The organism is Nisaea acidiphila (assembly GCF_024662015.1).
GTDB lineage: Bacteria > Pseudomonadota > Alphaproteobacteria > Thalassobaculales > Thalassobaculaceae > Nisaea > Nisaea acidiphila.
In genome coordinates this window covers 331930-345403 of the sequence record NZ_CP102480.1, presented here as the reverse complement: position 1 = coordinate 345403, position 13474 = coordinate 331930, and the positions used below count along the sequence as shown (strand labels likewise).

Sequence of the window (13474 nt, the reverse complement as noted above, 5' to 3'; positions counted from 1 at the left end):
GTCCTCGGGCGGCTTTCGACCATTCTCTCTTCTTGGAAGCGCCGGGCGGCTCGAATACAATATCTCGCGTATCGTTAGATGAAGGTCCACAAGATCCATGCTGCCTGACATTCGGGAAACCCAGCTTGGCGACGCGCTGAGCGAACGCTATCTCGCCTATGCCCTGTCGACGATCATGGCGCGCTCGCTGCCGGATGTGCGCGACGGCCTGAAGCCGGTGCACCGGCGTCTGCTCTACGCCATGCGGCAGCTCCGGCTCTCGCCCGACGAGGCCTTCAAGAAGTCCGCCCGCGTGGTCGGCGACGTGATGGGTAAGTTCCACCCGCACGGCGACGCGGCGATCTACGATGCCATGGTCCGGCTCGCGCAGGACTTTGCCGTGCGCTATCCGCTGGTCGACGGGCAAGGCAATTTCGGCAATATCGACGGCGATAACGCGGCGGCGATGCGCTACACCGAAGCGCGCATGACCGAGGTTGCCGAGCTGCTGCTGCGCGGAATCGACGAGGACGCGGTCGATTTTCGCCAGACCTATGACGGTGAGGGCAGCGAGCCGATGGTGCTGCCGGCCGCCTTCCCGAACCTTTTGGCGAACGGCGCGCAGGGCATCGCGGTCGGCATGGCGACCAATATTCCTCCGCATAACGTGGAAGAACTCTGCGACGCGCTGCTGCACCTGATCAAGCATCCGGAAGCGCGGATCGAGACCCTGGTCGACATGATCCCGGGGCCGGACTTCCCGACCGGCGGCAAGCTGGTGGAAAGCCGTGAACAGGTAATCGAGGCATATCGTACCGGGCGCGGCAGCTTCCGCCTGCGCGCCAATTACGAGGTCGAGCCGCTGAAGAACGGCACCTGGCAGATCGTCATCACCGAGATCCCCTACCAGGTGCAGAAATCCCGCCTGATCGAACGGATCGCGGAGCTGATGCAGGCCAGAAAGCTGGTCATGCTGGGCGATATCCTCGACGAGTCGGCGGCCGACGTGCGCATCGTGGTCGAGCCCAAGAGCCGGAATGTCGACCCCGAAGTGCTGATGGAGAGCCTCTATCGGCAGACCGATCTCGAAATCAAGTTCAACCTGAACCTCAACGTGCTCGACGCCGAACAGACGCCGCGAGTCATGTCCCTGCCGGAAACGCTGAAGGCGTTTCTGGATCACCGGCACGAGGTTCTGGTCCGGCGCTCCAAACACCGGCTCGGCAAGATCGAGGACCGGCTGGAGGTTCTCGGCGGTTATCTGATCGCCTATCTCAATATCGACGAGGTGATCCGCATCATCCGCGAGGAGGATCATCCCAAGGACGAGATGATCCGCCGCTTCGAGCTGACCGAGCGGCAGGCCGAAGCAATCCTCAACATGCGGCTGCGCAGCCTTCGCAAGCTCGAGGAGATCGAGATCCGCAAGGAGTTCGAGGAGCTGACGGCGGAAAAGGCGGAAATCGAGGCGCTCCTCGCCGACGAGGGGCTGCGCTGGAAGGCGGTCTCGGGCGAGATCTCCGAGATCCGCCGCACATTCGCGAAATCGACCGAACTGGGCCGCCGGCGTACGGAGATCGGCGCGCCGCCGTCCGACGTCGTCGTCCCGATGGAGGCCATGGTCGAGCGCGAGCCGATCACGGTGATCTGCTCCGAAAAAGGCTGGGTCCGCGCCATGAAAGGCCATATCGCCGACGATGCGGATTTGAAGTTCAAGGAAGGCGACCAGGGCAAATTCCTCGTCCGGGCGGAGACCACGGACAAGATCCTGATCTTCGCCAGCGACGGGCGCTTCTTCACTGTCGCGGCCGACCGTTTGCCGAAGGGCCGGGGACATGGCGAGCCGCTGCGGCTGATGATCGATCTCGGTAACGAGGAGGACATCGTCGCGATCCTGCCGCACAGCGCGGGGCAGCGCCTGCTGCTGGCCTCAACCGACGGGCGCGGTTTCATCGTGAACAGCGACGACGTGATCGCGCAGAAGAAGGCCGGCAAACAGGTGCTCAATCCCGGCGGCTCCGCCAAGGCGCAGGTCTGCCTTCCGGTCGAGGGCGACCTGATCGCCGTGGTCGGCACCAACCGCAAGCTGCTGGTTTTCGAAACCTCTGAAGTGCCGGAAATGGCGCGCGGCAAGGGCGTGATCCTGCAGCGCTATCGCGACGGAAAGCTCGGCGACATCACGTTCCTCAAGGCGGAGGAGGGGCTCTCCTGGAGCCTGCAGGGCGGACGGACCCGCACCGAGACAGATCTCACTACCTGGCGTGGCAAGCGCGCGGGCGCGGGCAAGATGCCGCCGACCGGCTTCCCGCGTCCCGCAAGGTTCACGTGAGGCGTGGACGCGCAATACCCAATTCGCGCCGCCACACCGGCGGATGAACCGGCGATCGCCGAATTGACACGGCAGGCATATGCGTCATGGGTTGCCGAGATGGGCTTCGCACCTATGCCTGTCAACGCAGATCACGGGCGATTCATTCGGGCCGATTTGGCCTGGGTTGCGACGGACGGCGACGGTTCTCTCGCCGCGGTCATCGAGATGGAGCCCGACGGAGACGACTGGACAGTATTCAGCGTTGCCGTAAGCCCGTCATTGCAGGGAAAAGGACTGGGGCCGGCGATGCTGGACTTCGCCGAGCGCGTGGGAGCGGAGCGCGGCCACCCGGACATCAAGCTCTATACGAATCAGCGCATGGCCCGGAATATCGACCTGTACCGGCATCTCGGATATGCGGTAACCGGCAAGCGGCCAAGCCCGCGGCGCCCGGGCGATGTCATCGTCGATATGGCGAAACCGATTGGCGTCGAAAGGCTGAAGACTTAGTCGGAAGCCTCGACCCAGCCTTCCGGCGTCAGCAGTTCGTAAGGCTTGTACTTGGTCTTGTAGGACATCTTCCGGCAATCCGGGATCCAGTAGCCGAGATAGAGATAGTCAAGGCCCCGGGATGTGGCCTGCTGGACCAGGTCGAGCACCATGTAAGTGCCGAAGCCGCGTGTAGGGTCCTCGGTGTCGAAATAACTGTAGACGGCGGAGAGGCCGTCTTCCTGCTCGTCTACGAGCATGATCGCCAGAAGGCGATGCGCCGCGTCGCGATACTCGATCAGGTAGGTCTCGATCGGAGAACGCTCGATCATCTCGGCATAATCGGCGAAATCCATCATCGCCATTTCGCCGTCGCCGTGGCGGCCCTGCTGATAGGCATGGAAGAGCGCGTATTGCTCCCGCGTGGCGATGGCCTGGACCGGGCGGCCGGTGAGGTCGCTATTGCGCTTGAGGAGTTTGCGGAAGGTCCGCGACCAGCGGAAGTCGGCGCAGCGCACGCGCACTGGGTGGCAGGCGTTGCATCCGGGGCAGGCAGGCCGGTAGGTCAGATGCTGGGTGCGCCGGAAACCGGCCTTGGCGAGCGAGTCGTGCGCGTGCTGACCGCGCCGGCTGGAAATGTCCGCGATCAGGCGCCGCTCGGTCTTGCCCGGCAGATAGGGGCAGGGCATGGGCAGCGTATGGAAGAACGCCAGCGGGCGGGCTCTGAGATTGTCGAACATCAGGTAAAGACTAGCCTCCGGACCTTACCGGGGGAAGTGCCGAGCCATTATCCGGCAAAACGGTTGGCAATGTGGTCTCGGTCGGCTGCACAGCGGGCTCTTGCTGACGTCCGGCCGCCGCGGCGCTGGCGGCCTGGTCGCTGAAATCGGTTCGCAGCAGGACGATACTGATCCGCCTGTTGCTCGGCGCGCTCGGGTCGTTCGGTTCAATCGGGTCTGTATCCGCCATGCCGACGACCTGCGCCACGCGCTCCTGCGGGATACCGTTGGAGATCAGCGCGCGGCGGCTGGAAAGCGCACGGTCGGCGGAAAGTTCCCAGTTGGTATAGGTCGCGCCGGGCGGGAAGGGACGGCTGTCCGTGTGCCCGGAGATTTTGATCTTGTTCGGCAGCTTGGCGATGATCTCGGAGACCTTGGCGAGCAGCTTCTGGGTCTGCTCGAACATGTCGGCGCTGCCGAGCGGGAAGAGCGCCGTTTTTTCCTGGTCGAGCAGCTGGATACGTAGACCTTCCGGCGATTGGTCGATCTGCAGACCGCCATCCTCGACCATCTTCTGGATCTCGGGATCGTCGGATTCCTCGATCGCCTTGCGCAGCATCTTTTCGGCCGCCTGGAACTGGGCCGCCTCGCGTTCCTCAAGGAGCTTCTCGAGATCCTCGGCGCTGATCAGTCCCTCGGCATCGTCTTCGCTGCCGAGGCGGGATTCGATGTTCTCCGGATCGTCTGAATCGGGATCCGTGGACTCCGTCCGCTCGGCCTGGGGACGCGCCACCTGGGGGGTGGAGATCATCGGCGGGGAGGAGGCGGACTTCAGTGCGCCCGGCACCGTGATGGAGGTGCCGCCGAGCACACCGCCGGAGCCGCTTCGCGTGGAGCGGGAGATCGCGGTCGGATCGAAATAGTTGGAGATACCCATCTTCTGCTCCTCCGTGGTCGCGTTCAGCAACCAGAGGAGCAGGAAGAAGGCCATCATCGCGGTCACGAAGTCGGCGTAGGCAACCTTCCAGGCGCCGCCATGGTGTCCGCCATGGCCGCCCTTCTTGACCTTCTTGATGACTATGCTGGCGTGATTGTCCAAGCTCTCGTCTTCCCGATTGGCCGGCGCGCGCGTCTACCTCGCGTCACCTCGATTGCGTTCTGCATGCCCATATCGGTCCGTACTAGACCGGCGGCAAGGCTGCGACAGCCTCCTCGACTTCAAAGAAGGACGGGCGATCCTTGGACATCAGGGTCTTGCGGGCAAACTCGACGGAGACGGCCGGCGCGTACCCGGAAACGTGGGCCAAAAGACCAGCCTTGATGCACCCCATGTATTTCGCGTCGGCTTCGAACGTACGGCCCATCGTCGCTGCAAGCGGGCTGACGAAGCCATAAGCGAGAAGAATACCGAGGAAGGTACCCACCAGGGCGCCGCCGATGAGCTTGCCCAGCACCTCCGGTGGTTCGGTGATCGAGCCCATGGTCTTGATAATGCCGAGCACCGCCGCAACGATCCCGAGAGCGGGGAAGCCGTCACCCATGGTCTGGTAGGCGCCCGCAACTGCGGCGTCTTCCGCGTGGTGGGTCTCCAACTCTTCGTCCAGCAGATCAGCAAGCTCGTGCGGATTGTCGGTGCCGAGCGTCATCATCCGGAGATAGTCGCAGAGAAAATCGAGCGCGTGGTGGTCGGAGGAGAATTTTGGAAAGGCCTGGAAGAGCGAACTCTCTTCAGGTCTTTCGATATGAGATTCGATAGCGAGCATGCCTTTGGTCTTCGCGAGTTTGAAGATCGCGTACATCAGACTGAGCAGCTCGAGATAGTCGTCCTTGGAGTATTTGGGGCCCTTAAGCGCGGCGCCGAAACCACGGCCGGCAGCACCGAGAACATGCTTCGGATTGGCAACGATAAATGCGCCGACGCCGGCGCCGCCGATGATGACAAGCTCAAACGGCTGCCACAATGGCCCGAGCTTGCCGCCCATGGCCATATACCCGCCAATGACGCAGACGGTGACGACGATCCACCCGATGATCACCAGCATCTGACTCTCCGTCCGCTTATATTTCCTGAACGTATATCGAGAAACACCAATGCATAATATCTCTCAAATTTCGGTATTTTGTAAACAACAAGGGGTAAACATTTGATTTACGGTGCGGAATGCGCCATTTCACCGCGTGGGCCGAGAGCGGTAATCGGGGCCGTACAATCTGTCGTCGGCCATTGTTGGAGCGGGGGGCGCAATGTCCGTAACAGGCGATCAGTTTCGCGACGTGATGGGCCGGTTTGCAACCGGTGTCACTGTCGTTACCACGGCCAACGGGGCCAGCCTGCACGGTTTCACGGCAAGTTCCTTCTCCTCGGTATCGCTCGATCCGCCGCTTGTTCTCGTCTGTCTGGGAAAAGACGCGGCCTGCCATCAACCCTTCGTCGAGGGGGATTGTTTCGCGGTGAACATCCTCGCGGCGGATCAGGCCTCTCTCTCCGTTCGCTTCAGCACCGATGTAGCTGACCGTTTTGAAGGGCTCGATTTCGATACGTGGGAAACCGGCGCTCCTGTGTTGCGCGGCGTGTTGGCGGCGATGGACTGCAAACTGCACGCGGTGCATGAGGGCGGCGACCACTCGATCCTGATTGGCCGCGTGGAGCGGCTCGGGCCGGTAGCAGGCGACTCCGCGCCGCTTCTCTATTATCGCGGCGCCTATCAGGCGCTTGCCTGAGGATCAGAGCGGCGCCGTTTCCATCGCCATGTTGCTCATGACGCGGGTTTTGAGATCTGCGGCATCGAGCTCCGCAACGATTTCCAGCACATGGTCCGGGTTCCGGGTCTCGACCAGCACCTCCAGCTCCGCCTTCTTGACCGGCACGTCCTGGAACATACGCTGGTGGTGCACCTCGACGATGTTGGCGCCCGATTTTCCGATAATCCCGGCGACACGGGCGAGGGTGCCCGGCTGGTCGGTGATGTCGATACGCAGGCGCGCCAGCCGTCCGTGCCGCGTCAGACCGCGCAGCAGCACCGTGGCCAGCATCCGCTGATCGATATTGCCGCCGCAGATCACCGTTCCGACCCGTTTGCCGGCAAAGCGATCCGGCTCTTTCAGCATCGCCGCGATGCCGGCGGCTCCGGCGCCTTCCGCGACGAGGTTCTGATGCTCGGCGCAGCCGTTCACTGCGCGCTCGATCTCGGTCTCGCCGACCAGAATGATCTCCGAGACCAGTTCGCTGCAGATCTTCATCGTGAGCTTGCCGGGAACCTTGACGGCAATGCCCTCCGCGAGTGTTTCCCCGCCGAATTGCGGCTCTTCACCGCGCAAGGCCTGATACATCGAGGGATACTGCTCGGTCTGGACGCCGATGATTTCGATGTTCGGATTGAAATGCCGGGCCGCGAGCGCGATGCCGGAAATCAGCCCGCCGCCGCCGATCGGGACGACCAGGGTGTCGAGGTCCGGAACGTCCTGCATCAGCTCAAGGCCTGCGGTTCCCTGACCGGCGATGATCAGCGGGTCGTCGTAGGGATGGATCAGGATGTAGCCGTGTTCGGTGACGAGTTCCTCAACCTTCTCCCGGCTTTCGGCGAGGGTGTCGCCATACTGAACCACGGTCGCACCGAAATTGCGGGTCTTCTCCACCTTGGTGAACGGGGTTGCGGCGGGCATGACGATGGTTGAGCGGATCCCGAGCGCCGTGGCATGATAGGCGACGCCTTGGGCATGGTTGCCTGCGGACATGGCAATAACTCCGCGCCGTCGCTCCTCCTCGCTAAGGCTTGCGAGCTTCACATAAGCTCCGCGCGCCTTGAAGGAACCCGTTCGCTGGAGGTTTTCCAGTTTGAGAGTGAGGTCGACACCGAGCGCCTCGCCAAGAGCGGGAGCAGTGATCGAGGGTGTCCGGAGAACCTTGTCCGAAAGTGTTTCCCGAGCCTTTTCAATGTCCTCGAAAGAAACCGCCAGTCCCATATCTTCCGCTCCGGCTCTACTGGCCCCGATCTTGCTAGCTCTGATACCACCACCGGGACCTATTCACGTGGCTCTGATTCAGTTTCCCGCGTTTGCTAGAGCATGGTAAGAGTCCGGGCAAGCGGGAGGTTACGAACCAGCGCCGTTCACGGGAGGAATAGGGGACTCACCGGGAACGCAGTGTTGTTGGAGGGACTAGAAATGTCCTGCCTTGACCGTATTCTGACGTCTGCCGCGATTTGCCTCGCAGTTGCGGGATGGTCGACTCCGTCCTTGTCCCAGCAGAGCGACGACCGGCAGAATTCCTGGTATTTTCTCGGCGCCGAGACGGACCGTAACGGTCTGGTCGGCGGCGGCGAGGGTTTCGATCTGGTTTCTCCGGACCGGCGCGGCCTGGACGAGTTTCGCTCCGGTGAGCGCTACACTTTCTCTTTCCGGTACTCCGATCTCGGTACCCCCACCGGGCAAATCGGCCTTGGACGCGGCCCGGACCCCTACGGCACGGGCGATGTGCTTTCGATCTATTTCGACCATTCCTTTGCTGAACTCAGCGGCTGGGGGGTGCGCCCGCATATGATCGCCGGCATGGGGCTGGCCTACGGCACCGGGCTTGACCGGCAGGAGGAACTGGCGCCGGCCTTCGAACTCGGTGTCGGGGCGTCCTACGCGATCAACGAGAACTGGGACTTCTTCACCGAATACCGTGCCTTTTATACCGGGCGGGCCGAACAGAGCCTGCGTTCGGACGAGGATCCGAGCGGCTTTGCCCAGAACTTCACGCTAGGCGCGCGGTTGCGCTTCTGATCCCGGCTATTCGGGCCGCAATATGAGCGTCCTCGTTCCCGGGGCCGGACCGGAGCCGACTGTCCTGTAACTGCCGTCCGCCCATGCAATGGCCAGATCCTGATAATGCTCCGAGAATGGGTTGCCGGACTGACCGAGGCTGGTGCTGAAGAGCGAGGCGTCCAGATCGGAAAGATCGTAGACGGCCCGGATCCCGGCGCCGTGTACGTGCGGGAAGCTGAAATCTCCGTCCGAGATCCGCACGCTCGGGCTGCCCCGGTTGACCGTGTAGTCGCCGCCGTCGGTGACAGGCGAGGCGTTCAGCAGGTCCCGGAGTACCGGAACACGGGACCAGAGCAGGTGGCGGAATTCTACCTCGTGGGCCCGCCCCCAGAGCCAGCCGGTCTGGTCTGCGCCGTATTTCGCGGTCAGCCGCGCAATCGCCTCTTCAAGGCTTTCCCGGATAGCGGTCTCGCAAGGCTCTACGGCGTCCGAGCGGATATCGTCGCACCATTCCGGTGCCTCCCGGATGACCGCCTCAAACATATGCGGCCGGACCCGCCGGTATTCCTTGATCAGATGACCCAGCTCGTCGCCGAAGATCCGCCGGTGCAGGAGCGAGGTCCAGAGCGTGTAGATGAGAGGCGCCGCCCGGTCGCGCTGTATCCTCCCGTCCCAGGCTCGGAGTGTTCCCACTGCGGCGCGCGCGCCGTCCGTGAGCGCTTCCGCGCGCAGACGCGGCAGAAGCAGGTCGAGCATGCCGGAAACCTCGACGGAGAGCGTATCCATTTGCAGCCCGGTCTGCATGTTCAGGGTCGCTTTGTCGCCCATATCTTCGATTGCGGCGCGGATGCGCTGCGCCCGGAACGGGGCCTCGAACTCGCGACCGAGCGAGAGGTCCGGATCGCTTCCGGCCAGACGGTTATTGGCCTGCAGCACCGCTCCGCTCTCCGGATTGAGCTGCAGCGGCAGGCGGTCGCGTTCGACCCACCCAGTCCAGTCGCCGCTCTCTTGTGTGCCCTCGGCAGGCAGGAAGCCGTCTGCCGCAACCCGCTCCGGTACCCGGCCGGCGAAGAGCAGGGCGATGTTGCCGTCACGGTCCGCGAGGGTGATGTTCTGCGCCGGACTTGAGAAATCGCGCAGCAGATCGATCGCGTCGGGCACGGAGGAGGCGCCGCTCAGGCGGAAGAAGGCCTCCGGGCTGGCATCGTCGGTCGCGAAGGACGGGGCCGCGATCGCAAGTACAGCGCTCGCGTCGATGCTCTCGGCGCGGCCCGTGATGTCGGAGAGCACGGGGCCATGGCGGGTGCTCCGGAAGGTCTCGCGTCTTTCCCTGGAGCCGACAAGGAACAGCTCTTCGCGCGTCTCGAAGGCGCGGCTGCCGCCGGGTGCGAGGTAACGCGCCGGGTCGGAAGGATCGATCTGTTCGATAAAGAGGTCCTGAATGTCGGCGTTCGGCGTCGTGAAGCCCCAGGCGATCTTGCCGTTGTGGCCAAGCACCAGGAATGGCACGCCCGGTACCGTGCCGCCGACGCGGACGCCCTCGGGCGTTTCGATCCGGGCGAGGTACCAGAGATTCGGATTGGTCAGCCGGAGATGCGGATCGTTCGCCAGCAGGGGCTTGCCGCTTTCCGTGCGGGATCCGGAAAGCGCCCAGGCATTGGACGCTCCCTGCGGTGCCAGCTGCGGCGGCATTGAAGCGGCGAAACGGACCGCCTGGTCCAGCAGGTGCGGTGCGATCCGGCCCTGTTTGATCTCGATCGGCCGGGACGCTCCGCCGTCGGCCTCACGGTAGAGGAAATCGATCTGCGCGGCAGTGAGGCCGGCCTCCGCCATGCGCAGGCGTACGAGCTCATCCGCCCAATTGGTGCCGAGTTGGAACGCCATGAGCTGCTGCCAGACGAGACTGTCGGCAGGCGTCCAGGGTTCCGGCTCGTGGAAGAGGGCGACGAATTCTGGCGGCAGCGGTCCTTCGCGGGTTGCGAGATAGGCGTTTACCCCGTTCGCATAGTGCTTGAGCGCCGCTTTCAGTTCCGGAGAGGCCCGCTCGTAGGCTGCTTCCGCACGCCGGTAGAATCCGAGCCCCCGGGTGAAACGGTCGATCGGAAGAATCTCCTCGCCGAGGCTCTCCGAAAGCGTGCCGACGATCTCCGCCAGGCGGCCCGCGCCGATCCGGCGCATCGACTCCATTTGCCAGAGCCGGTCCTGCGCATGGACGAAGCCGAGAGCGAAGGTGGCGTCCGCCATCGAGGCGGCACGGATCACGGGGATGCCGGCGTCGTCGCGCCGGATCTCGACGCTTTCCGAAAGGCCGGGAAGCCGCTTCTCTCCTTCGATCTGGGGGAGTGAGCCGCCGAGCCATATCAGGAGCCCGGCGGCCGCGAAATTTAGGCCCAGAATGGCGAAGACAAAGCCGACCGCAAGACGTTTCACCCAGCTCTTCATCGGCCTTCTCTCACTCGGCGGTTCGATCGCTCTGGCGATCAGGTCTTGTTGAAGATGATGGTCTTCTTCTTCGTGAAGTGCTCCAGCATCGCTTCCAGCGTCGCTTCCTTGCCGATGCCGGATTGCTTGATGCCACCGTAGGAAAGGCCCGGCTGCACCACGAGGTTCTGGTTTACCTGCACGAAGCCGGCCTCCAGCTTCTCTGTGAAGGTCAGGGCCGCTTTCAGGTTGTTGGTCCAGACTGTCGCGGCGAGGCCGTAGTCGCTGTCGTTGGCGGCGGCGAGCACTTCCTCCTCGTCGGTCCATTTGAGGACGCAGGTGACGGGGCCGAAAATCTCCTCGCGGGCGAGCTTGCTGTCGTTCGTCATGCCGAGGAAGACGACCGGGCGGACGAAGAGGCCGTCCTTGAACTTCGGATCGGTTGGCATGGCGGAGCATTCGACCGCTTCCGCGCCTTCCTCGCCCTTGCCGTGGTCGATATAGGCCTTCACCTTGGAGAACTGCTCCGGCGAGATGATGGTGCCGATATCGGTCTTCTCGTCGAGCGGGTCGCCCATCACCATGGCGTCGACCTTCTCGCGCAGTTTGGCGACGAACTCGTCATGCACGTCGGCATGCACGAACATGCGGCTCGCGGCGGTGCAGCTCTGGCCCTGGCGGGTGAAGCGCATGCCGGTGACGGCGCCGCCGATCGCCTTGTCGATATCGGCATCTTTCATGACGATCATCGGGCTCTTGCCGCCGAGCTCCAGCGTCACCGGGATCAGCTTGTCGGCCGCAGTCTTGTAGACGATCTTGCCGGTCTCGACGGAGCCGGTGAAGGTCACCTTGCCGACCTTCGGATGGGCGACCAGCGGGGCGCCGCATTCGGGGCCGAAGCCGGAGAGCATGTTGAAGCAGCCGGCCGGCAGCACGGAGGCGAGGATCTGGCAAACGCGCAGCACGGTCAGCGGCGCTTCCTCGGCGGACTTCACGACAACCGTGTTGCCCGCGACCAGCGCCGGGGCAATTTTCAGCGCCATCAGCAGCAGCGGCACGTTCCAGGGAATGATCGCGCCGACGACGCCGATCGGCTCGCGCACCGTGATGGTCAGCATCTCCGGATGGTGCGGGACGGTCTCGCCCTTCAGCTCGGAGGCGAGGCCGGCATGGAACAGGAAGGCGTCGGCGAGGATCGAGGCCTCTACACGGCTTTCGGTGCGCAGCGCCTTGCCGGTCTCGAGCGCGATCAGGCGGCCGAGCTCCTCGACATGGTCCTGCAGAACCTCGCCGCATTTATGGATCAGCGCACCGCGGTCGCGGGCACGCATCTTGCCCCATTCCTTCTGCGCGGCGGCGGCATTCGCGACCGCTTCGTTCACGTCCTGCTCGTCGCCCTCGGCCCCGTAGCCGATGACGCTGCCGGTCGCAGGGTCGATGACCTCGAAGCTGTTGCCGGATTTCGCCGGGACCAGCTTGCCGCCGATCAGGTGGCGGCCCGACAGCGCTTTCGCCAGCGCGTAGGGATCGGTGTTCGGGGTCAGCGACGGTTCGCTTGAGAAATCGAGCTCGTTGCGCATCAGGTTCATAGTCCAAGCTCCTTCAGAATGCGCTCGCGGTCCTGATCCAGGTTCGGCGCGGGTACGCGGCTGTTCGGGTCTTCGAATGCGGTCAGCTTGATCGGATTGCCGACGACCTTCATCGCCCCGGTCACCGGGTCGTCGACATCGACGATCATGTTACGGGCGGCCGCCTGCGGATGCTCCGCCGCCTGGCCGACATTATTGATCGGGCCGTTCGGCACGCCGGCATCGTCCATGATCTTGCCCCAGTGGGCAGTCGTGTTGGTGCCGAGCACGGCCTCGATCTCGACCTTCAGATATTCCTGATGCTGGCTACGGAGATCGTTGGTCAGATAGCGGTCGTCGGTCTTCCAGCCGGGCCTGCCGAGGGCGTCGGCCATCTTGTGGAAGAGCCCGTCATTGCCGGCGGCGATGATGATGTAGCCGTCCTCGGTGTGGAACGCCTCGAACGGCGTGATCGAAGGATGGCGGGCGCCGAGCGGCCCCGGCGCGGTGCCGGAGACGAAATAGCGCATGATGGCGTTTTCCAGCAGCGCGAGCTGGCAGTCGAACATCGAGATGTCGACCTTGGTCGCTTCGCCGGTTGCGCCGCGGTGGACAAGGGCGGACATCGCGCCGATCGCGGCATAGAGGCCGGAGCCGATATCGCCGATCGAGGTGCCAATCCGGGTCGGCGGCGCACCCTCGTGGCCGGTGATGCTCATGATGCCGCCCATGCCCTGTACGACCATGTCATAGGCCGGGCGGTACATGTCGGGGCCGGAATGGCCGAATCCGGAGGCGGAGACGTAGATCAGTTTCGGGAACTTCTCGTGCAGCCGCTCCCAGCCGAAGCCGAGCTTCTCCATGGTGCCGGGCCGGAAGTTCTCGACGATGACGTCGGCCTTCTCCAGCAGCTTGTCGAGGATCGCCTTGTCGCCCTCGTCCTTGAGGTTCAGTGCGATGCTTTCCTTGCCCCGGTTGACGGACTGGAAATAGGCCGACTTGCCGTTGATGAAGGGGCCGTAGTGGCGTGCGTCGTCGCCGGAATTCGGTGTTTCCACCTTGATCACCCGGGCGCCGAGCTCGGCCATCATCATCGTGCAATAGGGCCCCGCGAGGATCCGCGAGAGATCGACCACCGTCACCCCGGAAAGGGGGCCTCCTGACGCTGCCATGCGCTTAAGTCCTTCTTGATTTCGTTACCTGTTCAGCGGGCGAATTTGTAAGGGATGGAATGGGGC

Annotated in this window: 11 protein-coding genes; 4 read left to right on the top strand and 7 right to left on the bottom strand. The window is 63.6% G+C overall.

What is annotated here, in order from left to right; genetic code table 11:
• Window positions 1-97: 97 nt before the first annotated feature.
• Window positions 98-2308 (top strand): DNA topoisomerase IV subunit A, encoded by a 2211-nt coding sequence (parC, locus tag NUH88_RS01680; protein ID WP_257769578.1) that lies wholly within the window; start codon window positions 98-100, stop codon window positions 2306-2308.
• Between the two features lie 3 nt (window positions 2309-2311).
• Complete coding sequence (locus NUH88_RS01675; protein ID WP_257769577.1) at window positions 2312-2800, top strand: GNAT family N-acetyltransferase; 489 nt, start codon at window positions 2312-2314, stop codon at window positions 2798-2800.
• Here the strand turns inward: NUH88_RS01675 and NUH88_RS01670 are convergent.
• The 3 genes from NUH88_RS01670 to motA form a co-directional block, all read right to left on the bottom strand.
• Window positions 2797-3519, bottom strand: coding sequence for an arginyltransferase (locus NUH88_RS01670; protein WP_257769576.1), 723 nt, complete (start codon window positions 3517-3519; stop codon window positions 2797-2799). The two genes, NUH88_RS01675 and NUH88_RS01670, sit on opposite strands and share 4 nt — an antisense overlap.
• A 10-nt stretch (window positions 3520-3529) precedes the next feature.
• The gene (locus NUH88_RS01665) at window positions 3530-4597 is read right to left on the bottom strand and encodes a flagellar motor protein MotB (RefSeq protein ID WP_257769574.1); all 1068 of its coding nucleotides are present in this window, start codon (window positions 4595-4597) and stop codon (window positions 3530-3532) included.
• An 82-nt stretch (window positions 4598-4679) separates the two neighbouring features.
• On the bottom strand, window positions 4680-5540 hold the full coding sequence (gene motA, locus NUH88_RS01660) for a flagellar motor stator protein MotA (protein WP_257769573.1): 861 nt from the start codon (window positions 5538-5540) through the stop codon (window positions 4680-4682).
• Between the two features lie 202 nt (window positions 5541-5742).
• Between motA and NUH88_RS01655 the strand changes: the two genes are divergently transcribed.
• Window positions 5743-6219, top strand: a complete 477-nt coding sequence (locus NUH88_RS01655) for a flavin reductase family protein (RefSeq protein ID WP_257769572.1) — start codon at window positions 5743-5745, stop codon at window positions 6217-6219.
• Between the two features lie 3 nt (window positions 6220-6222).
• Here NUH88_RS01655 and NUH88_RS01650 read toward each other — a convergent pair whose 3' ends face one another.
• Window positions 6223-7461 carry a threonine ammonia-lyase gene (locus NUH88_RS01650; protein ID WP_257769571.1) on the bottom strand — a complete coding sequence of 413 codons (1239 nt, stop codon included), beginning with the start codon at window positions 7459-7461 and terminating at the stop codon, window positions 6223-6225.
• Between the two features lie 201 nt (window positions 7462-7662).
• Here NUH88_RS01650 and NUH88_RS01645 point away from each other — a divergent pair, with 201 nt between their 5' ends.
• On the top strand, window positions 7663-8265 hold the full coding sequence (locus NUH88_RS01645) for an outer membrane protein (RefSeq protein WP_257769570.1): 603 nt from the start codon (window positions 7663-7665) through the stop codon (window positions 8263-8265).
• 6 nt (window positions 8266-8271) lie between these two features.
• Here NUH88_RS01645 and NUH88_RS01640 read toward each other — a convergent pair whose 3' ends face one another.
• From NUH88_RS01640 to NUH88_RS01630, 3 genes are read right to left on the bottom strand one after another with little or no spacing between them, the layout of a single operon-like run.
• Window positions 8272-10689 carry a penicillin acylase family protein gene (locus tag NUH88_RS01640; RefSeq protein WP_257769569.1) on the bottom strand — a complete coding sequence of 806 codons (2418 nt, stop codon included), beginning with the start codon at window positions 10687-10689 and terminating at the stop codon, window positions 8272-8274.
• 38 nt (window positions 10690-10727) lie between these two features.
• On the bottom strand, window positions 10728-12257 hold the full coding sequence (locus NUH88_RS01635; protein WP_257769568.1) for an aldehyde dehydrogenase family protein: 1530 nt from the start codon (window positions 12255-12257) through the stop codon (window positions 10728-10730).
• On the bottom strand, window positions 12254-13408 hold the full coding sequence (locus tag NUH88_RS01630; protein WP_257769567.1) for a CaiB/BaiF CoA transferase family protein: 1155 nt from the start codon (window positions 13406-13408) through the stop codon (window positions 12254-12256). The genes NUH88_RS01635 and NUH88_RS01630 overlap by 4 nt, the downstream gene beginning before the upstream one ends.
• Between the last annotated feature and the right edge of the window lie 66 nt (window positions 13409-13474).